23 protein-coding genes are annotated in these 20,778 nt (G+C 54.4%); 11 read left to right on the top strand and 12 right to left on the bottom strand.

What is annotated here, in order from left to right; translation table 11 throughout:
- Nucleotides 1-11 precede the first annotated feature (11 nt).
- The 7 genes from J0A66_RS16245 (at nt 12) to J0A66_RS16215 (ending at nt 5,290) form a co-directional block, all read left to right on the top strand.
- Nucleotides 12-1,199 carry a chorismate mutase gene (locus tag J0A66_RS16245; protein WP_206574898.1) on the top strand — a complete coding sequence of 396 codons (1,188 nt, stop codon included), beginning with the start codon at nt 12-14 and terminating at the stop codon, nt 1,197-1,199.
- Between the two features lie 131 nt (nt 1,200-1,330).
- Nucleotides 1,331-1,684 carry a hypothetical protein gene (locus J0A66_RS16240; protein WP_206574897.1) on the top strand — a complete coding sequence of 118 codons (354 nt, stop codon included), beginning with the start codon at nt 1,331-1,333 and terminating at the stop codon, nt 1,682-1,684.
- Between the two features lie 212 nt (nt 1,685-1,896).
- Nucleotides 1,897-2,265: a hypothetical protein gene (locus J0A66_RS16235; RefSeq protein WP_206574896.1), complete on the top strand. Its 369-nt coding sequence runs from the start codon at nt 1,897-1,899 to the stop codon at nt 2,263-2,265.
- Between the two features lie 234 nt (nt 2,266-2,499).
- On the top strand, nt 2,500-3,405 hold the full coding sequence (locus J0A66_RS16230) for a DUF6662 family protein (RefSeq protein ID WP_206574895.1): 906 nt from the start codon (nt 2,500-2,502) through the stop codon (nt 3,403-3,405).
- A gap of 51 nt (nt 3,406-3,456) precedes the next feature.
- Nucleotides 3,457-4,005, top strand: a complete 549-nt coding sequence (locus J0A66_RS16225) for an FMN-binding protein (protein ID WP_206574894.1) — start codon at nt 3,457-3,459, stop codon at nt 4,003-4,005.
- A 13-nt stretch (nt 4,006-4,018) separates the two neighbouring features.
- Nucleotides 4,019-4,852: an FAD:protein FMN transferase gene (locus tag J0A66_RS16220; RefSeq protein WP_206574893.1), complete on the top strand. Its 834-nt coding sequence runs from the start codon at nt 4,019-4,021 to the stop codon at nt 4,850-4,852.
- Nucleotides 4,853-4,861: 9 nt separating this feature from the next.
- Nucleotides 4,862-5,290 carry a hypothetical protein gene (locus J0A66_RS16215; protein ID WP_206574892.1) on the top strand — a complete coding sequence of 143 codons (429 nt, stop codon included), beginning with the start codon at nt 4,862-4,864 and terminating at the stop codon, nt 5,288-5,290.
- A 23-nt stretch (nt 5,291-5,313) separates the two neighbouring features.
- Here the strand turns inward: J0A66_RS16215 and tyrA are convergent, their stop codons facing one another.
- Nucleotides 5,314-6,441: a bifunctional chorismate mutase/prephenate dehydrogenase gene (gene tyrA, locus J0A66_RS16210; protein WP_206574891.1), complete on the bottom strand. Its 1,128-nt coding sequence runs from the start codon at nt 6,439-6,441 to the stop codon at nt 5,314-5,316.
- Between the two features lie 2 nt (nt 6,442-6,443).
- Entirely contained in the window at nt 6,444-7,535 is a 1,092-nt protein-coding gene (locus J0A66_RS16205; protein ID WP_206574890.1) for a 3-deoxy-7-phosphoheptulonate synthase, read from the bottom strand.
- 330 nt (nt 7,536-7,865) lie between these two features.
- Between J0A66_RS16205 and J0A66_RS16200 the strand changes: the two genes are divergently transcribed.
- Nucleotides 7,866-9,542: a methyl-accepting chemotaxis protein gene (locus tag J0A66_RS16200; protein ID WP_206574889.1), complete on the top strand. Its 1,677-nt coding sequence runs from the start codon at nt 7,866-7,868 to the stop codon at nt 9,540-9,542.
- On the opposite strand, the gene J0A66_RS16195 is transcribed toward J0A66_RS16200, so the two are convergent.
- Nucleotides 9,524-10,099 carry a DNA-J related domain-containing protein gene (locus J0A66_RS16195; RefSeq protein WP_206574888.1) on the bottom strand — a complete coding sequence of 192 codons (576 nt, stop codon included), beginning with the start codon at nt 10,097-10,099 and terminating at the stop codon, nt 9,524-9,526. The two genes, J0A66_RS16200 and J0A66_RS16195, sit on opposite strands and share 19 nt — an antisense overlap.
- Nucleotides 10,100-10,113: 14 nt before the next feature.
- On the bottom strand, nt 10,114-11,649 hold the full coding sequence (locus J0A66_RS16190; protein ID WP_206574887.1) for an AbgT family transporter: 1,536 nt from the start codon (nt 11,647-11,649) through the stop codon (nt 10,114-10,116).
- Between the two features lie 325 nt (nt 11,650-11,974).
- Between J0A66_RS16190 and J0A66_RS16185 the strand changes: the two genes are divergently transcribed.
- Nucleotides 11,975-13,294 carry a diguanylate cyclase domain-containing protein gene (locus tag J0A66_RS16185; RefSeq protein ID WP_241264246.1) on the top strand — a complete coding sequence of 440 codons (1,320 nt, stop codon included), beginning with the start codon at nt 11,975-11,977 and terminating at the stop codon, nt 13,292-13,294.
- 31 nt (nt 13,295-13,325) lie between these two features.
- Entirely contained in the window at nt 13,326-13,781 is a 456-nt protein-coding gene (locus tag J0A66_RS16180; protein WP_206574885.1) for a YaiI/YqxD family protein, read from the top strand.
- Nucleotides 13,782-13,806: 25 nt separating this feature from the next.
- Here the strand turns inward: J0A66_RS16180 and J0A66_RS16175 are convergent, their stop codons facing one another.
- The 8 genes from J0A66_RS16175 to ffh all read right to left on the bottom strand — a co-directional run bounded on the left by J0A66_RS16175 (nt 13,807) and on the right by ffh (nt 19,710).
- Nucleotides 13,807-15,201 carry a M20/M25/M40 family metallo-hydrolase gene (locus J0A66_RS16175; RefSeq protein ID WP_206574884.1) on the bottom strand — a complete coding sequence of 465 codons (1,395 nt, stop codon included), beginning with the start codon at nt 15,199-15,201 and terminating at the stop codon, nt 13,807-13,809.
- Nucleotides 15,202-15,269: 68 nt separating this feature from the next.
- Nucleotides 15,270-15,701, bottom strand: a complete 432-nt coding sequence (locus J0A66_RS16170) for an SRPBCC domain-containing protein (RefSeq protein WP_206574883.1) — start codon at nt 15,699-15,701, stop codon at nt 15,270-15,272.
- A complete protein-coding gene (locus J0A66_RS16165) occupies nt 15,694-16,002 on the bottom strand; it encodes an ArsR/SmtB family transcription factor (RefSeq protein WP_206574882.1) in 309 nt (102 codons plus the stop codon). The genes J0A66_RS16170 and J0A66_RS16165 overlap by 8 nt, the downstream gene beginning before the upstream one ends.
- Nucleotides 16,003-16,179: 177 nt before the next feature.
- The gene (gene rplS / locus J0A66_RS16160; RefSeq protein WP_206574922.1) at nt 16,180-16,539 is read right to left on the bottom strand and encodes a 50S ribosomal protein L19; all 360 of its coding nucleotides are present in this window, start codon (nt 16,537-16,539) and stop codon (nt 16,180-16,182) included.
- A gap of 19 nt (nt 16,540-16,558) precedes the next feature.
- The gene (gene trmD, locus J0A66_RS16155) at nt 16,559-17,335 is read right to left on the bottom strand and encodes a tRNA (guanosine(37)-N1)-methyltransferase TrmD (protein WP_206574881.1); all 777 of its coding nucleotides are present in this window, start codon (nt 17,333-17,335) and stop codon (nt 16,559-16,561) included.
- Entirely contained in the window at nt 17,335-17,865 is a 531-nt protein-coding gene (gene rimM / locus J0A66_RS16150; protein WP_206574880.1) for a ribosome maturation factor RimM, read from the bottom strand. The genes trmD and rimM overlap by 1 nt, the downstream gene beginning before the upstream one ends.
- A gap of 22 nt (nt 17,866-17,887) precedes the next feature.
- Nucleotides 17,888-18,139, bottom strand: a complete 252-nt coding sequence (rpsP, locus tag J0A66_RS16145; protein ID WP_206574879.1) for a 30S ribosomal protein S16 — start codon at nt 18,137-18,139, stop codon at nt 17,888-17,890.
- A gap of 197 nt (nt 18,140-18,336) precedes the next feature.
- Nucleotides 18,337-19,710 (bottom strand): signal recognition particle protein, encoded by a 1,374-nt coding sequence (ffh, locus tag J0A66_RS16140; RefSeq protein WP_206574878.1) that lies wholly within the window; start codon nt 19,708-19,710, stop codon nt 18,337-18,339.
- A gap of 264 nt (nt 19,711-19,974) precedes the next feature.
- On the opposite strand from ffh, the gene J0A66_RS16135 reads away from it, so the two are divergent.
- Nucleotides 19,975-20,766, top strand: a complete 792-nt coding sequence (locus tag J0A66_RS16135; RefSeq protein ID WP_206574921.1) for a cytochrome C assembly family protein — start codon at nt 19,975-19,977, stop codon at nt 20,764-20,766.
- Nucleotides 20,767-20,778: the final 12 nt, after the last annotated feature.

Genomic DNA, 20,778 nt, shown 5'->3' with positions numbered 1-20,778 from the left:
AGGAATAACAGATGAGCGATTATCAGACACAACTGGAACAGATCCGAGACAATATCAGCCAACTGGATGGCCAATTGCTGAAGCTGTTGGCTGATCGCCAGCAACTGACCAATCAGGTGGCCGAAACCAAAATCAGGGCCCATCTGCAGGTGCGCGATCCCTTGCGTGAAGAGCAGCTGCTGATCAAGCTGATCAAGCAAGGCCAGGGGATGGGTCTGACTCCTCAGTACGTAACTCAGTTGTTTCATGTAATTATTGAAGACTCAGTGCTTAATCAGCAGATGCTGCTGGCGCAGAAAGCCAATCCGGACAACGATCTCCCCCTTAACCGGGTGGCGTTTCTGGGTGATAAAGGATCCTACAGTTATCTGGCCACACAGAAATATTTCTCCCGCCGCCCCGGTGAGCTGATGGAAATGGGCTGTCAGAGCTTTGACGAGATTGTCGCCAAGGTGGAGTCCGCTGAGGCCGATTATGCGGTGCTGCCGATTGAGAACACGTCTTCTGGCAGTATTAATGAGGTCTATGACCTGCTGCAGCACACCAGCCTGTCCATTATCGGCGAGCTGACCCATCCGGTGGAACATGCCCTGCTGGTGGCTGCCGAGACGGACATCAGCCAGTTAAAAACACTCTACGCCCATCCCCAGGTGTTTTCCCAGTGCAGCCATTTTCTGGCAGAGCTGGGCAATATCGAGGTTAAGCCCACCGACAGCACCTCGGCGGCGATGCTAAAAGCCAACGAGTTGAAGGATCCGGCTGTCGCCGCTATCGGCAGTGCAGCCGGCGGTGCCCTGTATGGTCTGACACCGATTAAGTCCAATCTGGCCAACCAAAAGGAAAACCACAGCCGTTTTATCGTGGTGTCACGCAAGGCGGTGAATGTGCCCTTACAGATCCCATCCAAGACCACGTTAGTGATGAGCACGGTGCAAAAGCCCGGTGCGCTGGTGGAAGCCCTGTTGGTACTGAGGGACAACCAAATCAATATGACCAAGCTGGAATCCCGGCCTATTAACGGCAACCCCTGGGAAGAGATGTTCTATATTGATGTGGAGGGCAACCTACAGGACGGGCCCATGCAGTCGGCACTGGAAAGCCTGCGCGGCATGACCCGCTACCTGAAGATTCTTGGCTGTTATCCCACCGAAGAGGTTATTCCGACCCGGGTAGCAGCGGCCAGTGCCCTGCGGCAATAAGTTCAGGCCCGGACGGAATGTCCCGGGCCTCGACCTTCTCACCAGACCAGTGTAATTTTCGGTAGCCACATCATCAGAAAGGCCACAAATCGCGTGACGAAGGACTGACGGTGCCAAACTAAGAAGAATCCATGTCTCGCTATGTTGCCCAGTTATTCAACCGGGGAGAGGCCGTGTCGGCCAGGTATGCCGAGCTGGCAAAAGTGACCCCGCTCCTTGGTTTACTGAGGACCGAGGACGATGAACCGCGTTTCTGGCTGCATGCGAGCCAGGCGCTGCAACGGCTGCTGCTGGTGGGCTGCAAGGAGGGCTTGGCCGCCGACTACCTGAATCAGCCAATTCAGGTGGCTGGTGTGCGAGACAAGTTGCAGCAACTGATCAATCAGGGTACCCAGCAGATTTTAGTGCGCATCGGTGCCGTCAACCCCAACATGCCCGCCACGCCAAGGCGCGGCCTGAAACGGCTGATTCACTGGCTGACATAATCAGGGTTCGGCGGCCCCCTTGCCATTATCTGAAGACCAGCCTGGCCGACGCCACACGGACAGGCATTTTACCGGTTTTCGGCATGCCGTTGCCGGTTCTGCCCCATGGAAATAGGACAGGCCCTGTTCAACATTTTTTGTGACAAACAGCCACTATGCTTGTCTGAGGTTCTTCTAAGGTTGATTAACGTGATTGTGGATGGGTGTGCAATATGACGAGAACCACCAAAGCAGTGCTGCTGTCCGCCCTGCTGTTTCCGGGCACCGGGCAGTTTCTGCTCAAACGCTATGCCGCTGGCGCACTGCTTATGGTGACAAGCCTGCTGTCTCTAACGCTGTTGATTTCCGACGCAGTCAGCAAAGCGCAGGAGATTACCGACCGGATTATCAGTGGTCACATCGGCGCCGACCTTGCCTCTGTCTCGGCGGCGTTAGCGCAACAATCCGAGCAGGCCGATACAAGCTTACTCCAGTTTTCCACCTATCTTCTGGTGGGCAGTTGGCTGTTCGGTATTGTCCATGCAATCTGGGTGGGCAGGCGAGCAAAACTGGTCCCGTCTGACTCAGCCAGCCAAGACTAACGGGTAAGGCCCCGCACTACTCTTAGCCGCAAGCTGCTGGCACAGCGTTGTTCATGCTCCCCTGTCTGGCGGACCCCATCCCGCAGTGACCTGCAGCGCTCAACAGAGGTTTCTCGCACCCGCCGGTCTTAGTTCAAACGGCTACCATCATTTGATAATCATTTGCATTTATATAAGCAGAAGCATATATTCCGCCTCCTACTAGATAAGAACCGCGTATAAATGGAGGAATGCATGTCTTTTACTGCCCGTCTGTCGACCCTAACCCTTAGTATGGCGTTGAGCTTGGGTTTAACGGCACCAGCCCAGTCCACAGAAAGCCTCTTTGGCTTTGTAAAAGGGGCCGAAACACTGCCTCAGGGGGCAATGGAGCTTTACCAAATCATTAAACGTCGCTCAGATAAGGGCCAGGGTGACTATACGGCTTACAATCTGTCGACAGAACTGGAATATGGGGTCAGCAACCGATTTTCCGCCGGCGCCGCCATAAAAATGCAGAGTCTTGAGACGTCCGGTCTTATTATCGACGGTTACCTGCCCAAGGCAGTAGACTCAGGCCTGAAGTTTTCCGGTTTGGAAGGCTCGATGAAATATATGTTCTTAAGCCCGGCCCTGGATGACATCGGTCTGGCCGGTTACATGAGCTTTAACTATGACTGGGTGGATCCCCATTCCGGGCAGGACAAAGACACCTACTCGCTGGAAACCGAACTGCTGGCACAAAAATACTTCCTCGAAGGGGAACTGATATGGGCCGCCAACGCAGGCGTGGAAGCCACTTACGCCGACCGCGCCGAGATCAGCGATCTGCCTGAAGACTTCGAATGGCCAACAGATCCCGAGATGGAAATTGAGCTGAAGCTGGGCTCCGGCCTGAGCTATCGTTTTGCACCCAACTGGTTTATCGGCCTGGAAACCTTCTACGAGACGGAATTTGAAACCGAAGTCGGTCAGGAGCGTTGGTCCTGGTTTGCCGGTCCGTCAATTCACTATGGCGCCGCCGACTGGTGGGCGACCCTGACCTGGTTTAACCAGCTTAGTGGCGGCGGCGAGCAATACGAAAGTCAGTTGGATGATGATCTGCATCTGATTGAAAAGACCAAGAATGAAGTGAAATTGGTGGTAGCATTCAATTTCTGACCAAACAGGCCCGCCAATGACGCGGGCCTTTGCTTGCAAAGGAGATCAAAAATGAACTTCAACGGCCTGAACAGCCTGTGGCTTTATCCTATCGCCGCGTTGTCTGTTCCAGCTTATGCAGTCAACTATTTTTCTGTCACCGATGCTCAACAAGCGCTGTTTCCCGAAGCACAAAAGTTTATCGAAAGTCCCTTGTCGCTGAGTGACGAAGATAAAGACCGAATCAAGGAACTTGCCGGGGTCAGGCAGCGCCAGGACCAACAGCCAGTCTGGCGGGTGGAAGCCGGCGGCGAGTTGATCGGCTGGTTTATCGTCGATGATGTGGTCGGTAAACATGAGTACATCACCTATGCAGTGGCGCTGTCCCCACAAGGTAAGGTGCTGGGTATGGAGATTATGAGTTACCGGGAAACCCATGGCGATGAAGTCAGACAGGCTTCCTGGCGTCAGCAATTCAAAGGAAAGGATGTACAGGCTTCCTTCAAACTCGGTGATGATATCGCCAATATCAGTGGTGCCACCCTGAGCTGCCGTAATCTCACAGATGGCATGAAACGCCTGTTGGTGATCCATAACGAGTACCTGAGTAAATCCAGTTAGACAGGTTGCTGCCTTGATTGTCAGACGCGTCAGACCGCTGCTCGGTACCTTTGTCGAGGTGGGCTTTGAAACCATCGAACAGGCCGGTTCGGCCAGTTGTTTGGCACAGGCCTTTTCCGCCATCGGCCAAATCGAGACGCTGCTGAACGGTCATGCACCTGACAGTGAATTAACACAACTGAACCGCCGCCCCGGAGACTGGCTGCCCCTGCACCATCACACGCGCCGGGTCCTCAGACTGGGTGCCATACTGGGGCGGCTGAGCGGCGACAGATTTAACATGACAGTGGGCGGCGAGCTGACCCGTAAAGGGAGATTGCCCTGTTATGTGAGCCATCCCTATCTGGACAGGGGCTGCCACACAGACATTGAATTTCGGCACAACCAGGTAAGACTCAGACGGCCGGTGCTATTGACCCTCGATGGTATCGCCAAGGGCTATGCGGTTGACCGGGCGGTCTGTGCCCTGAAACAGGCAGGCATTACCCGTGGCTGGGTGAATGCCGGGGGAGATATGCGGGTGTTCGGTCAACAACGACTTTCTGTGCATATCAGGGGCCTTGACGGCTATCACTCTCCCGTCGGACTGTCGAGCGGGGCGGTGGCCAGCTCCCGGCTGTCAAAGCATTGGATAGCGGACTTCCCTGCTACCTTGATCACCGCCACGGATAGCCCGGTGACCGGCGACGACATTATCACTGTTTGGGCCAGATTTACCTGGCGGGCCGATGCCCTGACCAAAGTCGCTGCCGGTCTGGACGCCGCCAGCGCAAAGGAGATTATTGGCCAATTAAAAGGTAAGATAGTGAATGCTGGTACTACAGCACCTGATGTCCCCGTTGGATAAGTCCTGACTATGTTAAAAATAAAAAGCTATCCTCACTTCTTCTATCCCCTGTTGCTGCTCGCGCTAATCAGTGGATTAACCAGTGGCCTGTTATTGATCCCCACCATGTTGGAATTTAAGCTGGATACCCCTGTGGATTGGCGACTTTCCGGGTCACTGCAAGTGCCTGTGCTCTTTACTCATGCCCTGGCCGGCTGGGTACTCAGCCTGCTAGTGGGGGCATTGTGGCAAACCCATATGCGCAACAACTGGCGACGGGCCAGACACAGGCTGTCAGGGACAATCAATGCCCTGACCCTGGTGCTGCTCGGTGCCACGGCACTGGGATTGTACTACGCCGGCAGTAGCGAACTGCAGGTGGCCACCGCCTTACTGCACACCGGTCTTGGCATACTGTTAATCCTGACATTCAGCGTACACGCCCTGTTTCGGCGTTAACGGGGCGTTTTTAACTGCAGCACTTAAGACCGATCGTCATCCGCTTTTAGCAACAGCTTTTTGCTTTCCACCAGGCTTTTCTTGGCAAAATCACCGAACCACTGGCCGATATGGAAGAATTCCTTGATAAAGGATCCTTTGTCCCCCTGTTCAAGCAAGGCCAGGGCATCATCGAAGCGTTGGCGAAAACGCTTGAGTAACTGAATATTGTCCGGATTGTTGAAAATAATATCGGCGTACAGATCCGGGGACTGGGCAAATAAACGACCCACCATGGCCAGTTCCAGCCGGTAGATGGGGGAGCTGAACTGGATAAGTTGCTCTAGGTTGGGATTTTCACCCGCCAGATGAGCCCCGTAGACGAAAGAGCTGAAGTGACGCATGACCTGGATAAAGGCCATGGCATCATCATGCTCCCGGGCCGTGCTTTCGTACAACAGGACGCCCCAGCTCTTCATCTGCTCCAGCAGCCACTGATATTTCTCCTGTTGGCGACCATGGCACACCACCACAACCTGCTTGACCAGACTGGACACGTCGGGACCGAACATAGGGTGCAACCCCACCACAGGCCCCTTGTGCACCTTAAGCATAGCGTCCAGCGGACCGGACTTGGTGCTGGTAATGTCCGCCAGCAAACAGTCCTCGGGCAAATTCCCCAGTTGCGAGATAATCTGTTCGGTCAGATTAAGTGGCACCGAGACCAACACCAACCCGGCCCCGTTGAAAATCTCACCAGCCCGTGGCCAGTCCGGCTGCTCCAGAATCTCGACCTGATAGCCGCTGATCTGCAACATCTCAACAAAGACACTGCCCAGAGCCCCGGCCCCCCCTATCACCACGGCCTTGCCCAGCTCAGGATGAAAGCAGCGGTAGCGCTGGTGCTGGCTCTGATAGGACTCGCGCATAATACGGCGCAGCAGATCTTCAATCAGTGCCGGGGACAGGCCGCGGGCTTCGGCCTCGGCCCGACGCTTTTCGATCAGCTCCGCTTCCCGGACAGGGACATAGATGGGCATGCCGATCCGGCTTTTGACTTCACCTACCTGACGGGTCACCGCCAGCCGTTTAGTCAACAGATCCACCAACTGGCTGTCCAGGTCGTCGATCTGCTCACGCAGCGCCTTTAAAGGGTCCACAGCGGCGGTCATGATCAACTGGCCTGACGCAATTTTTTCATCCGCATGGGCAGCACAGTGATCAGCTTGTCGCGAATCTGCTTGAGCAGTTTTTCCGTGCTGGTCCAGTCGATGCAACCGTCGGTAATGGAAACACCATATTCCAGCTCTTCCAGGGTCTTGCCGCTATTGCTCTGATTGCCGGGATTCAGATGGCTTTCCAGCATAATACCGATAATGGATTGGTTGCCTTCCAGAATCTGGTTCATCACATTGGTGGCCACCAGTGGCTGCCGACGATAGTCCTTATTGGAGTTGGCATGACTGCAGTCCACCACCAGGCCGGCCCGCAAGCCTGCCGCTTTGAGCTGCTGTTCGCACTCGGCAACGCAGACCGAATCATAGTTGGGCTGTTTACCGCCACGCAGGATGATATGACCGTCGGGGTTGCCCTGGGTCTGAATGATGCTGACCTGTCCTTGTTTGTTGATCCCCATGAAGCTATGCCCGGATGCCGCCGATTGCAGGGCGTTGATGGCAATATCGAGGCTGCCGTCCGTGCCGTTCTTGAATCCCACCGGCACCGACAGGCCGCTGGCCATTTCGCGATGTGTCTGGGACTCCGAGGTCCTGGCGCCAATGGCGGCCCAGGCAAACAACTCCGACAGGTACTGGGGACTGATGGGATCCAGAGCCTCTGTGGCCACCGGCATCTCCAGTTCCGACAACCAGATGAGCAGTTCCCTTGCCTTACGCAAGCCCGCTTCAATATCAAAAGTACCGTCCAGATGCGGGTCATTGATCATCCCCTTCCAGCCTACAGTGGTACGGGGCTTCTCAAAGTAAACGCGCATTACGATATACAGGGTGTCCTTGGTCTCTTCGTGCAGTTCCTTAAGCTTGCGGGCGTATTCCTTGGCCGCCTCAATATCATGTATCGAACAGGGACCGCAGACCACCAGCATGCGATGGTCCCGTCTGTGCAAAATATCGGCGATAGTGGCCCGGGATTGCTGAATGGCATTCAATGCCCGCTCGCTGACCGGCATTTCCCTGGCCAGGGCGTCGGGAGTGATGAGAACTTGTTCACCTGATACGTGAACGTTATTGATGGCGTCTTTGAACATGGTGGTTACCTGTAAACTGGGCGTGCGTGGAACAACAGAATTATGGCACCGGATTGACACTCCGGCAGAAAAGATCAGCAGTATCGGGAAGTCTTAAGCAAGGATCGTAAGGATTTCTTTACTTTCATCTAACATCAATATTTATAACCAATATTGACTTTTTAACATCTTCACCTTTCCCAATCAAGTTCTGTTTGTTTATCGCTTGCCGCAGGTAGCGGCCCTTCCTTTGCTGCCCGCTGCTTTAATCAGACTGTCACAATTGTGCATTAGTCTGCGCCCACCGCAGCCCGGGCCAACCCGACCAGGCTTTTCCATCGGAGTACGATCTTGAAAAAACTCAGCCACATCATTTCTCTTCCCGTCTTATTCGGTCTTGTTGTCATGATCCTGCTGAATATGGCTTCCCTGTACCAAAGTCACCGGATTGTCAATCAGTTCAAGCAGTTGGAGTCCGGCACCATCGCCGCAGAACGCCTGGCTTCCAGTGTGCTGGCCAATTTCAAGACCCAGGTCCAGGAATGGAAGAATGTGCTGCTGCGCGGCTACGAGCAGAAAAATCTGGATAAATACTGGGGCAGTTTCGTTGCCCAGGAAGAAAAGATCCAACAGCAGTTGGATGATCTTCAGCGACACTACAATTTGCCAACAACCATACTGACTGATATTGACACCTTCCGTCAGGCTCACCTGACCATGGCCCAACAATATCGTTCAGGCCTGCAACAGTTTATCCAGGCAGGCTTCGAGCCCAAGTTCGGCGATCGGGTGGTCAAGGGCATGGACCGTGAGCCTGCCGCACGGCTGGCCAAGCTGGAACAAAACATCGCCAGCCACGCAAAGGAGCAAATGCATGCCCTGGAGCAAGCTACTCAGAGCGGGATCCGGTCCATTCTGTTGCTTTGCCTGACCTTGTCTTTTGCCACCGTGGCATTGGTCATGTATGTGTTGCGGCAAAACGTGATCAACCCGACCAGGCTGATCACCAACGGCGTGCATGGGCTGATGAACTGCCAGTATGAAGAGCCGGTGACATACCACAGTGGCCACGAACTGGGCAAGCTGGCCAGTGCCACCCGGCATATGCAGGCCCGCATGATTGGGACAGTTGACCTGCTAAGACAGGCAGAGCAGGATGTCAGTCAGTCATTCGAGGCCCTGAACGAGATCAGCAAAATGATCAGTGACGGCGCCACCGGACAACAGCAGGTATCAGACCAGCTACAATCCGGTATGCAGGAGCTGACCCGGATTGTGGCCGGACTGCAACGGGTTACAACGCAGGTCTCAGACTCCACCTCCCGGGCTAGGCAAAGCGTGGATGCCTGCTTCGGTATCTTTGACAAAGCCAATGAAGGCTTCAGTCGCCTTGTCAGCAACACAGCACAAACCAGCCGGATGATCGAAGATCTGCAAACCAAGAGTATCAACATCACCAAAGTCGTGGGGGTCATCAATGAGATTGCCGACCAAACCAACCTGCTGGCCCTGAACGCCGCGATCGAAGCAGCCCGTGCCGGTGAGCAGGGACGGGGCTTTGCCGTGGTAGCAGACGAAGTCAGGACCCTTGCCTCCAAGACCCAGTCTTCCACTGCCGACATACAGAGCATGCTCGATAGCTTCGCCCGGGATTCCGCCGGCGCGGTGGCAGCCATGCAACAAGGGAATGCCCTGTGTCAGGCCAACGCGCAGGAAGCCAGCAATGCCCTGGGGCGACTGCATGAATTGGTGGCAGAGGTGTCCGAAATGGGTAAGGTCGTCAATGAGCTCAATCAGGTGTCGGCAGAACAATCGTCCGTGCTGGGGCAAATGCAAGCTTGTGTGGAACGGGTAGCGGACTCTTCGGAGCATTACATGCAGCTTTCCTCTAGAAAAGATGTCTCCAATGCCGTACATCAGGCGTCGCGAAATCTGAATACTGTGGTGGCTACCCTGACCGTCGGTGAATCGACTAAGGTACCCCCAGAAGGATGGCAGGGCGGCAGGCTTCAGAGCAGTTTTCTGTAAGCCTCGGTCAGCGCCCGGCTGCGTTGCCCTTCCCCTCCCTTGTCCGGATGATGCTTGTGCATCAGGCGCTTGTACTGGCGGCGTATCTGCCGGGTATCTGCATCTTCCGGTAACTCAAGAATACGCAGTGCTTCCCTGCGCTCGTCTTCTGACAGGACACCGGCCATCCGCCGCCAGAAATCATCCAGCAGATCTGTCACCCCCTCGCGACTGCTCTGCTCGAAATGCTGCCAATCCATATAGTAGTCCCGCAGGCTATCCTGTGAGGCGATTCCCGGGCTACCTGCCGTGGCAGGTAACAATTGGATCCGGCTGGCCGAAATCAGCAGGTCACCCAGTCCGGTGCGGCGTAATTCATCACGCAGGCCATACAGCTGGTTGAACAGCAAAAAGTGGCTCTTAAACAGGACAAGGGGATCCGACAGATCCAGGGAGGGTGGATAGATGCCAGCCTCAGGCGACTTAAGACGCTGGATGAGTTCATACTCACTCAACCCTTCAGGAGTCTGCTGCAGCCAGTTGTGCAGCAGACTCTTAAGAGCCGGCGTGTCAGTCACGCCTCACTCCTTGCTCAGGGCGCAGGGTACACATAGCTGGCCTGCAAACCAAGCGGAAGCCCCAGCGCCCAGTAGAGCAGCAGGAATACCGTCCAGGCGATGATGATACACACTGAAAACGGCAGCATCAGCGACAACACCGTCCCGATGCCGGTATTTTTCACGTAACGCTGACAGAAGACCACCACCAGCGGAAAGTACGGCATCAGCGGGGTGATGATGTTGGAAGAGGAGTCCCCTACCCGATAGGCGGCTTGGGTCAGATCCGGTGAAATACCTAATTGCATCAGCATAGGCACAAAGATAGGCCCGAGCAGCGCCCACTTGGCCGAAGCCGACCCAACAAACAGGTTGATAAAACCGGTCAGGAACACCAGCCCGACTATGGTTACCATACTGGGAAGCTGCAGGGTTTTGAGGAACTGGGCACCTTCAATGGCCAGCAAGGCGCCCAGATTGGACTTGGCAAATGCGTCAATAAACAAGGCACAGAAAAATGCCATAACGATGTAGTAGCTCATGCTGTCCATGGACTTGCTCATCGCCACAATCACATCCTTACTGGTCTTAAAGGTGCCTGCCACAAAGCCGTAAACAGTGCCGGGAATGATAAACAACAGGAAGATCAGTGGCACAATACTGCGCATAACAGGCGCGGCGAACGAGGTCAGTTCTCCTTCAGCAGAGCGCAGCGGCGAGTCCGCCGGCCACAGGGCGGCCACCAGCAGCCCCACACCGGCCAGCATCACAATAGTGGCAATACGCAACGCCTTGCGATCCTTGTCATCCAGTTCCTCAAACCGGGGGATTTCATCCGGATCGCCGTCAACCGGCGTATTCTTGAGCCTGGGTTCAATTACCCGGTCAGTGAGATACCAGCCCAGCAGAATGATCAGAATGCTGGAGGCACTGGTAAAGAACCAGTTATTGAGCGGGTTGACCTGCATGGCCGGGTCGATAATCTGCGCTGCGCTTTGGGTGAAGCTCTGCAGCAAAGGGTCGATGGCCGAGGGTATAAAATTGGCGCTGAAACCGCCGCTTACCCCGGCAAAGGCCGCCGCAATCCCTGCCAGTGGATGACGACCCATAGCGTAGAAAATGACGCCGGCCAGCGGAATCACCAACACATAGCCGGCATCGGTAGCCGTATGGCTGACAATGGCCACCAGAATAATGGAAGGGGTCAGCAGAAACCCGGGGGTGGAATCCAGCATGCGTTTGAGCCCGGCGTTAATAAAACCGGAATGCTCCGCCACCCCGATGCCCAGCATGGAGACCAGTACCACACCCAGGGGGGCAAAGGTCGTGAAGATGGTGACCATGCGTGACATAAAATCGGCCATGCTGTCACCGGTCAGCAGGTTATTGACCACCACCGGGGTCCCGGTTCTCGGGTCTATGGCATCGAAACTGGTCCCCGCCAGCAGGGCTGACAAAACCCAGACTATGATCATGCTGATCAGAAAAATAACGGCGGGATCGGGTAGCTTATTACCCACTTTTTCTATCTTGTCCAGCGCCCGGGTCGTCCAGGTAGGGTTAGTTGTCATCGGATGGCTCCAAATTATTATTATCTGCGTAGCACCTCAGCCACGCTCCTTTTTTCCAAGTGTGCCATAGCTGGTCAAGATAAAAAATGTCCAATGAGGGTTCAGCCACTCTCCCCCCAAGCCCAGCCACAAGATCTGAAAAAATCCGACTCGTTCTGATTTGATTAGATTTTAAACATGCATGCCGATACACTTCCTTGTGAATGTATCAATTTGTAAACGGATGCCAATGGATTGCCTTCTTCGCTGGCTAGTGTTGTTTAGTGCATTTCTCTGCCTTCACTCTGTCTGGGCCCGGCAAGCTCCGCCACCAATGGAGCACCCGTTGCGCTACTGTGTGGACCCCGATTGGATGCCTTACGAGGCCATTGATGCAGGCAGTCACACGGGGATGGCCTCTGACTATCTGAGGTTGGTGGCCGAAAGGGCCGGCCTGGATCTGGAGCTACTGCCGACCCAAAGCTGGCAGCAAACCATTGATGCCCTTAAGACGGGTACATGCCAATTATCGCCCATGTTAAATCGCAGCGAGCACCGGGAAAGTTATCTGGGGTTCAGCGATGTGTATTTCTATGCTCCCAACGTATTGGTGTCGAGAAAAGACGAGCCTTTTCTACAGGGCTTTACCAATATTGGCGACAGGCTGCTGGCACTGCCCCAGGATTACCGCTTACTGGAATATGTGCAAAAATACTATCCAAAAATCAGAACACTGGTCGTTAAAAGCGAAAAGCACGGCCTGCAGGCCGTGTCAGAGGGCAAGGCAGATTTGTTTGCCGGCTCTCTTTACTCGGTCAACGCCCACATCCAGCAGGCCGCTCTATTTAACCTGAAGATTGCCGGCTGGGGTGGCCCCCAGGACGAATTGCGAATAGGTGTCGCCCCTGAGCTGACATATCTCCTGCCGGCGTTAAATAAGGCGCTGGCCAGCATCAGCGAAGAGGAACATCTGGATATTCAACAACGCTGGATTAATCTGCGAATTATCCAGAACAACAATTACGATCTGGTTTGGCAGGTGGTGGCGGTGACCCTGGCAGTGCTGCTACTGCTGTTTATCTGGAACATCAGTATTCGACGCTACAGCTTGCGACTTGCCACCAAAAATCAGCAGCTGGAGTCACTGCGGAGTCAGTTGGAGGACACCAATGCCGAGCTGCAGTTTCTCTCCAATCATGATCCGCTGACCAAGCTGTATAACCGCCATTACTTCAACCTGCGTATCCAGCAGGAGCAACGCCAGTCACAGCAACATGACAAAACCTGCCTGATCATCCTGGATATTGATCACTTCAAAGAGATCAATGATTGCCACGGTCATGCCTGTGGCGATACCATTCTGGCGGAGCTGTCCGGGGTGCTGACCCGCTGTGTGCGGGACCAGGACATTGTTGCCCGTTGGGGAGGTGAAGAGTTTGTTATTCTTTGCCACCAGACGGAGTTGTCAGAGGCCGGTAAACTTGCAGAACGCATTGCCGGTAAAGTACGTCAGCGGCGGTTTTCAGGGGGGTTGTCCCTTAGTTGCAGCTTTGGGGTGGCGGAATTGCAGCCCCGGGAGAACATGACGAAATGTCTGGAGAGGGCCGATCAGGCTCTGTATGAAGCCAAGTCTCAGGGGCGCGACAGGGTCTGCGTCAGCCACTGAGCTCACCTGAAGTCCAAGGAATTAATCTGTTATGACAATATGGGTCGATGCCGACGCCTGTCCTGTGGTGATCAAGGAAATCCTGTTCCGCGCTGCCGAACGCACCCAAACCGAGACCCTGCTGGTCGCCAATCAGCCCCTTCGGACTCCGGCCTCACGCTTTGTCCGTTCGCTGGTGGTCTCATCCGGCTTTGATGAGGCCGACAACGAGATCGTACTACGGGTCCAGCCAGGTGATCTGGTGGTGACTGCCGATATTCCGCTGGCCGCCGATGTCATCGCCAAAGGTGCCGAAGCCCTGAATCCCCGGGGTGAAGTCTATTCCGGCGAAAATATCCGCCAGCGTCTGAATATGCGGGATTTTATGGATACGATGCGCGCCAGCGGCGTGCAGTCAGGAGGACCGCCACCGCTGGGAGCCAGGGAGAAACAGGCCTTTGCCAATGGCCTGGACAGTTACCTGGCCAGGCACAAAGGCCGCTCATGAACCTGTTGGCGCCAAACCTGGAATCTTACCGAAAGGACCCGGGCCACTGGGCAGCAAGGTAGGCAAACACCGTCCAGGCGGCCAGATTCTGCTGCAACGCCTTTGGGTCCACCTTATCCAGTGTGTCATCAGCCGTATGGTGTAAGTCGAAATAGTCCGTGCCATCCTGCATCAAGTCCACCGCAGGCATCCCCAGTTTAACCATTTGTCCCACGTCCGGACCACCAGAGGCAATGCTGTCGCTTCTGACTACCCCTAGGGCACCCATCAGTTGCGCCATGCTGTCGATGACCGGCAAAGCCTGCGCACCGACTTTGGCCGACAGGGCCCAGACCGGACCGGCCCCAAAATCGGATTCAGCGCCGATAATATGTTTGTCCATATCATCTTGGTGTGCAGCTGCATAAGCTTTGGCACCCACCAGGCCCACTTCCTCGGCGGCAAACAATACCACCCGGATGGTGCGGTAAGGGCGTTGTTTGAGGCTATCCTGAATCAGATTGGCCGCCGCCATGGTCAGGGCCACGCCTGCGCCGTCGTCCACTGCGCCTGTGCCCAGATCCCAACTATCAAGGTGTGCCCCTAACAATACTACCTCATCGGGCTTGGTGCGGCCCTGGATCTCGCCGATGACGTTAGCGACTTCCACTTCGCCCTTATCCCGGGTTTGGATGTTGACGGTAAGGCTGACGGGATTGCCCCGCTCCAGCATCCTCTCCAGTAAGTCAGCATCCGGGTTTGACAAAGCGGCAGCCGCAATTTTTGGCTTATCTTCGTCATATCTTAGTACGCCGGTATGGGGCAGCCGGTGGCTATCGGTACCAATAGACCGGATCAACAGCGCCTTGGCGCCCATGGCGCCGGCGATACTGGCTCCCTCCCCCCTGGCTCGCACGGCAGGACCGTAACCTGAGCCTGTCTTATGTCTGTGCATTCGGTTTGAGATAAAGACAATCTTGTCCTTTACCTCACCGGGACTGGCCTTTTCCAGCGCCTCCAGGGTGGCAAAATGGGCTATCTCCCCTGTTGCGCCCCCTGGTGGTGTAGAGACAGAGTGACCAAGAGTGGAAATCTGCAGCGGCTGGGTAAAAGGTGCGATGACGGCGGCGGATTCGGACAGGCGCTGCCATTGCTTGACTTTCACGGGCTCGGTCCAGACTTTGTCAAATCCCATCTCCCTGAATTTAGTCTTGGCCCATTCGATAGCCTCCAGTTCCTTGTCTGAACCTGCCAGTCGCGGCCCCACCTCTGTAGTCAGGGACTCCAGTAACTTATAAGCCTGGTCAGATGTCAGGGCCTGGTCCCTGAGCTGTGCGGCCTTATCCAGGGTGGCGCTGTCCATGGCCGCCGATTGGACGGCCAGACTCAGCGCACAAAGTAATAACATCACAGTAGGTTTAAGGGTCCCAATAAGCTGCATAGATTTCCTTGTTTGTTATCAGACCGGCAAGATTATCCTTCTGCGTGAATGGGATCCAGTGGCCGTCGTCAGGCAGCCATGTCGGCAAGACAAGCGTACAGATCGTTAAGTTCCTGGTGCCAGCCCTGTACATTCATTTTCCGCTGGTGATGATTCAAAAAGCCGGACTCTTTCAGTGTCAGGCGGGTGCCGCCATCGGTCTGCTCCAGCGACCACTCAACCAGAGTGGATTGTTCAGCAGCAAAGGGCACATCCTTATCCTGCATCCAGCGCCAGGCCAGAAAGCGGTTAGGTTCTACCCTTTCAATTCGCATAGCGAAGCGCCCCGAACAGACCTCTTCAGGCCATTCAAACCAGCCTTCACTTCCCTCGGCCAACTGGTAATCGGCTCTGGAGCCAAACCACTGACTGACCTTAGCCGGGTCGCTAATGGCCTGCCAGACCTGTTCGATGGACTGATTGAATTCCAGCTGTCTGCTGATGCTGTCTATGTCACTCATGATCTTCTCCCAGATAATGTTTAAGTCGGGACAATCGTTCATCCCACTGTTCGGCAAAGGGTTGTAACCACAGCGCCACCCGTTCAATAGGCTTTGGATTGAGCCGGTGGAGTCGTTCCTTGCCAGCAAATTCAGCCGAAACAATCTTCGCCTTAATCAGGATATCCAGATGCTTGGTAATGGCCTGACGACTGATGCCAGCCCCTTCACTGAGCTGCTTGATGGACAACGGACCATGCAGCCAGAGTGCTTCGATCAACTGGCGTCGTTTGGGGTCGGCAAGGGCACTGAAAATATCCATGACAAGACAATATGCAACCATATGGTTGCATGTCAAATAAAAAGAAATACTTCATTTGAATGAAGTAACTACGGAGGTTTGGTAAAGCGACATGCAAGATAAAAGGCTTTGATAAAAAGTAAAAAGCCCGGCAATTGCCGGGCTTTTTTATAAGGTATGTCAACGGGAAAATTAATCTTAGTTAAGTTTTTCTTTGATACGTGCAGACTTACCGCTACGCTCACGCAGATAGTACAGTTTGGCGCGACGTACGGCACCGCGACGCTTCACTTCGATGGAAGCGACAGCTGGGCTGTGAGTCTGGAATACACGCTCAACGCCTTCACCGCTGGAAATCTTACGCACGGTGAATGCAGAGTGCAGACCACGGTTACGCTTGGCGATAACAACGCCTTCGTAAGCCTGAAGACGCTCTTTGTCGCCTTCCTTAACCCGTACCTGAACGATCACAGTGTCACCTGGGCCGAAAGCAGGAACGTCTTTTTTCAACTGTTCTTCTTCAATACGCTTGATGATATCTTGATTGATTTTGCTCATCATAACCTCTCATCCTGGATTAACTGTCATCTTGCTGCAAAGGCGCTTGCTGCTGGGACAATTCACTTTGAAATTGCCTCAATAATCGCTTTTGCTCCTCAGTCAGAGCCAGGTCGTTTAACAATTCAGGGCGTCGTTGCCAGGTTCTTCCCAGCGACTGTTTTAACCGCCACTGCCTGATTTTTTCATGGTTACCGGACAGTAGTACTTCCGGAACCGGGCGACCGTCGAGATTCTCCGGACGGGTATAGTGCGGGCAATCCAGCAGACCATCATTGAATGAGTCCTGCTCGGCGGATTGTTCATGACCGAGAACTCCGGGCACAAATCGCGCTATCGCATCCATCAACACCATGGCCGGGAGTTCCCCGCCACTGAGGACGTAGTCGCCGATAGACCATTCTTCGTCTACCTCGGCTTCTATGACCCGCTCGTCGATGCCTTCGTAGCGACCAGCTACCAGAACCAGGTTTTCCGTTTGGGAAAGGGCCTGAACTCCCTGCTGATCCAGCTTTTTACCCTGGGGTGACAAATAGATCACCCTGGAGTTGTCTCCCGCCGCCTGTTTGGCTGCATGGATTGCGTCTGTCAGCGGTTGAACCATCATCAACATACCGGGGCCGCCGCCATAAGGCCTATCGTCCACTGTACGATGCTTGTCATGGGTAAAGTCTCTGGGATTGAAACAGTCGACCTGTATCAGCCCCGATCTGACTGCCCGACCAAACACACCCTGCTGGGTGAAATTGTCGAACATGTCCGGAAACAAACTGACCACACAAAACTTGCGGGTCATCAGAAATCCGCTTCCCAATCCACAGTGATGGTTTTCTCCGCCCGATCCACCTGTTTGACCACCTGGTCCAACAGATAAGGGATCATGCGTTCTTTCTGACCAAAGGCGTCATTGATATTGGCTTTGACGACCATCACGTCGTTGGAGCCCGTCTCAAACAGTTCCCTGACAGTACCCATGTCGTAACCTTTGAGGTTAACCACACGCATCCCTACCAGATCACGCCAGTAAAAATCACCTTCTTCCAGCTCCGGCAGTTGCTCTGCCTGGATGCAGATCTCCAGGTTTTTCAGTCTGTCGACTGCATCCCTGTCATCCACCCCGTCGAGCTTGGCGACTAAACCGTTGTTGTGTTCACGCCATTGGTCTACCTTCAGTTCTTTCAGCCCGCCCTCGGTCTTTAACAACCAGGGCGCGTAATCGAAAATCCCCTCGGGTACGTCAGTATAGGAAGTGATCTTGACCCAACCTTTGACACCATAAGGCGCACCGATTTTGCCTACCACCAGAGTTTCAGACGCGTCACTCATTCCTATACCTCAGTCGGCCTGCTTACGCAGCGGCCTTTTTTGCATCTTTGACCAGACGAGCAACGCGGTCAGACAGGCTTGCACCTACACCGACCCAATGCTCAACACGGTCCAGATCGATACGCAGTTTTTCTTCCTGACCTTGAGCAGTCGGGTTGAAAAAGCCAATTTTCTCAATGAAACGGCCATCGCGCGCACGGCGGCTGTCAGCCACCACGACCTGATAAAATGGAGCTTTTTTAGCGCCACCACGCTGTAAACGAATAGTAACCATAGTTGCCTCTAAACTCGTTAAGCGTTGACATTACCTTATTTACCCCCGAACACAGCCGTAAACAGCCGGATTCAAGGGCCGCGGTATTGTACGGATTTTGCCCCCGAATGCAAGGAGAAATGCTGATTCGGTGAGGAGTGGAGCGTAATGGGGTAGGAGTAAGACAGGCCGGCTTCAGCCGGCCAATTATGTCCAGTCTATCTGGGGAACATGCCACCCGGACCGCCGGGAGGCATCATGCCTTTCATTTTTCTCATCATCTTCTGCATGCCGCCCCCTGTCATTTTCTTCATCATTTTCTGCATCTGGGTAAACTGTTTCAGCATCCGGTTGACATCCTGGATCTGAGTGCCTGAACCTGCTGCGATACGGCGCTTTCGTGACCCCTTGATGATATCGGGATGAGCGCGTTCACCCGGCGTCATGGAATTGATAATGGCTTCCATCTGATTGAAGCTCTTGTCGTTGGCCTTGTCTTTTATCTGTGCCGACATATTGCCCATGCCCGGCATCTTGTCGAGCATTGACATCATGCCGCCCATGCTGCGCATCTGTTCGAGCTGTTCCTTGAAGTCCTGCAGGTCGAAGCCTTTACCCTTCTGGATCTTCTTGGCCATCTTCTGCGCTTTGTCTTTATCAACTTTGCGCTCAACTTCTTCAATCAGGCTCAGTACGTCACCCATGCCCAGGATACGCGACGCCACCCGGTCGGGGTGGAAAGGCTCCAGGGCGTCGGCTTTCTCACCCATGCCCAGAAACTTGATGGGCTTGCCGGTAATATGTCTGACGGACAGGGCGGCCCCGCCTCTGGCGTCACCGTCGGCCTTGGTCAGTATGACGCCGGTCAGGGGCAGCGCCTCGTTGAAGGCCTTGGCGGTATTAGCCGCGTCCTGTCCCGTCATCGCATCCACCACAAACAGGGTTTCAACCGGCTTGATGGCCTGATGCAGGGCCTTAATCTCGGCCATCATGGTTTCGTCTACGTGCAACCGACCGGCGGTATCTACCAGCAGGACATCGTAGAATTGTTTTCTGGCCATCTCGATGGCGCCATTAACAATATCGACGGGCTTCTGCTCAACACTGGAAGGGAAAAACCCCACCTGGACTTCCGTAGCCAGGGTTTCCAGCTGCTTGATGGCTGCTGGACGATAAACGTCCGCACTGACAACCAGAACCTTTTTCTTCTCCCGCTCTTTGAGGAACTTGGCCAGTTTGCCCACACTGGTTGTTTTACCGGCGCCCTGCAGACCCGCCATCATAACGACGGCGGGGGGCTGTGTGGCCAGATCCAACTTTTCGTTGGCCTGGCCCATGATGGCTTCCAGCTCGCCACGGACTATCTTGATAAAAACCTGACCCGGATTAAGGCTCTTGCTGACCTCGATACCGACAGCCTTGTCCTTGACCTGACTGATAAATTCGCGCACCACAGGCAGGGCAACATCAGCCTCCAGTAATGCCATACGGACTTCCCGCAGGGTATCTTTGATATTGTCTTCAGTCAGACGTCCACGACCACTGATATTTTTCAGCGTCTGGCCAAGTCGTTCGGTAAGGTTCTCAAACATTGTGATCGCTATCCTGTTCTGGCACTGTCTCTGTTTGGCTGCGCCGCAGAGTGTTGATTCAACCCGGTTTGGCGCGGATTATACCTGAGTCCAACTGGATGCAACACCGGCAATTCCCGGATCTGTGACAGAAGCGCTCTGGCGTCATGTCAGCCGTGAGGATATACTTGGCGGCGCTTTAAGGAAGGGTCTACACGCTCAGATGAGTCATATTGATAACTACGAAAAGCAGGCTGCAATGGAAGCTAACGAGGCGATAAGATGATGCTGTTGGGACTGCTGGTAACCCTGCTATACCTGTTTGCCGCCGCCCATATCGGCAGCAGGTTGTTTCACCATGAGGGTCCCAGACACAAATTATCTGCTATGGCGGGTACCCTGGCGGTGGTGCTGCATCTTGTTCTATTGGTGGAGGGTATCTTTTCCCTGCCGGGGCAGAATATGAGCATTCTGAATGTGGCGTCTCTGGTGGCCTGGATGATCAGCCTGTCCATGACCATCGCTTCGTTCAGTCTGACCAATGCCATTCTGTTACCTGTGGTCTATGGTTTTGCCTCTCTGACCGTACTGGTCAACCTGCTGGTGCCCGACACCTATCAAATGCACATAGAAATGCGCCCTGCACTGCTCACCCATATCAGCCTGGCGCTGTTTGCTTACGGTTGTTTAATGATAAGCCTCCTGTATGCACTGCAACTGGCCTATATTAACTTTCGCCTCAAGCATAAGCAGAAATCCATGTTGCACTCTTCTCTGCCGCCATTGATGATAGTGGAGCAGATTCTGTTCAAGCTGCTGCTGGTTGGAACTGTACTGCTGACCCTTTCGCTGATTAGCGGCTTTGTCTTCCTCAATGACATGTTCGCCCAGCACCAGGCCCATAAGACAGTACTTTCGCTGCTCGCCTGGTTGCTCTTTACGACGCTCTTGCTGGGGCATTACCGGTTCGGCTGGCGCGGTCGTCCGGTGATTGTCGCCACGGTGGCCGGGGCCCTGCTCCTGACGCTGGCTTACTTCGGCAGTCGATTCGTCAAGGAAGTTTTACTGGGAATGTGAAAAAGACTTTGG

This window comes from Bowmanella dokdonensis, from assembly GCF_017254865.1.
Taxonomy (GTDB): domain Bacteria; phylum Pseudomonadota; class Gammaproteobacteria; order Enterobacterales; family Alteromonadaceae; genus Bowmanella; species Bowmanella dokdonensis.
The sequence above is the reverse complement of the archived record's forward strand: the minus strand, read 5'-3'. Positions and strand labels throughout refer to the sequence as shown.

Excerpts from the sequence above, each read along its gene's own strand:
- ffh (WP_206574878.1), bottom strand. The coding sequence starts at position 19,710 with ATGTTTGAGAACCTTACCGAACGACTTGGCCAGACGCTGAAAAATATC.
- J0A66_RS16180 (WP_206574885.1), top strand. The coding sequence starts at position 13,326 with ATGACAATATGGGTCGATGCCGACGCCTGTCCTGTGGTGATCAAGGAA.
- rplS (WP_206574922.1), bottom strand. The coding sequence starts at position 16,539 with ATGAGCAAAATCAATCAAGATATCATCAAGCGTATTGAAGAAGAACAG.
- J0A66_RS16170 (WP_206574883.1), bottom strand. The coding sequence starts at position 15,701 with ATGAGTGACATAGACAGCATCAGCAGACAGCTGGAATTCAATCAGTCC.
- J0A66_RS16215 (WP_206574892.1), top strand. The coding sequence starts at position 4,862 with ATGTTAAAAATAAAAAGCTATCCTCACTTCTTCTATCCCCTGTTGCTG.
- tyrA (WP_206574891.1), bottom strand. The coding sequence starts at position 6,441 with ATGACCGCCGCTGTGGACCCTTTAAAGGCGCTGCGTGAGCAGATCGAC.
- J0A66_RS16205 (WP_206574890.1), bottom strand. The coding sequence starts at position 7,535 with ATGTTCAAAGACGCCATCAATAACGTTCACGTATCAGGTGAACAAGTT.
- rpsP (WP_206574879.1), bottom strand. The coding sequence starts at position 18,139 with ATGGTTACTATTCGTTTACAGCGTGGTGGCGCTAAAAAAGCTCCATTT.
- J0A66_RS16245 (WP_206574898.1), top strand. The coding sequence starts at position 12 with ATGAGCGATTATCAGACACAACTGGAACAGATCCGAGACAATATCAGC.
- J0A66_RS16175 (WP_206574884.1), bottom strand. The coding sequence starts at position 15,201 with ATGCAGCTTATTGGGACCCTTAAACCTACTGTGATGTTATTACTTTGT.
- J0A66_RS16235 (WP_206574896.1), top strand. The coding sequence starts at position 1,897 with ATGACGAGAACCACCAAAGCAGTGCTGCTGTCCGCCCTGCTGTTTCCG.
- J0A66_RS16135 (WP_206574921.1), top strand. The coding sequence starts at position 19,975 with ATGCTGTTGGGACTGCTGGTAACCCTGCTATACCTGTTTGCCGCCGCC.
- J0A66_RS16230 (WP_206574895.1), top strand. The coding sequence starts at position 2,500 with ATGTCTTTTACTGCCCGTCTGTCGACCCTAACCCTTAGTATGGCGTTG.
- J0A66_RS16225 (WP_206574894.1), top strand. The coding sequence starts at position 3,457 with ATGAACTTCAACGGCCTGAACAGCCTGTGGCTTTATCCTATCGCCGCG.
- rimM (WP_206574880.1), bottom strand. The coding sequence starts at position 17,865 with ATGAGTGACGCGTCTGAAACTCTGGTGGTAGGCAAAATCGGTGCGCCT.
- J0A66_RS16165 (WP_206574882.1), bottom strand. The coding sequence starts at position 16,002 with ATGGATATTTTCAGTGCCCTTGCCGACCCCAAACGACGCCAGTTGATC.
- trmD (WP_206574881.1), bottom strand. The coding sequence starts at position 17,335 with ATGACCCGCAAGTTTTGTGTGGTCAGTTTGTTTCCGGACATGTTCGAC.
- J0A66_RS16240 (WP_206574897.1), top strand. The coding sequence starts at position 1,331 with ATGTCTCGCTATGTTGCCCAGTTATTCAACCGGGGAGAGGCCGTGTCG.
- J0A66_RS16190 (WP_206574887.1), bottom strand. The coding sequence starts at position 11,649 with ATGACAACTAACCCTACCTGGACGACCCGGGCGCTGGACAAGATAGAA.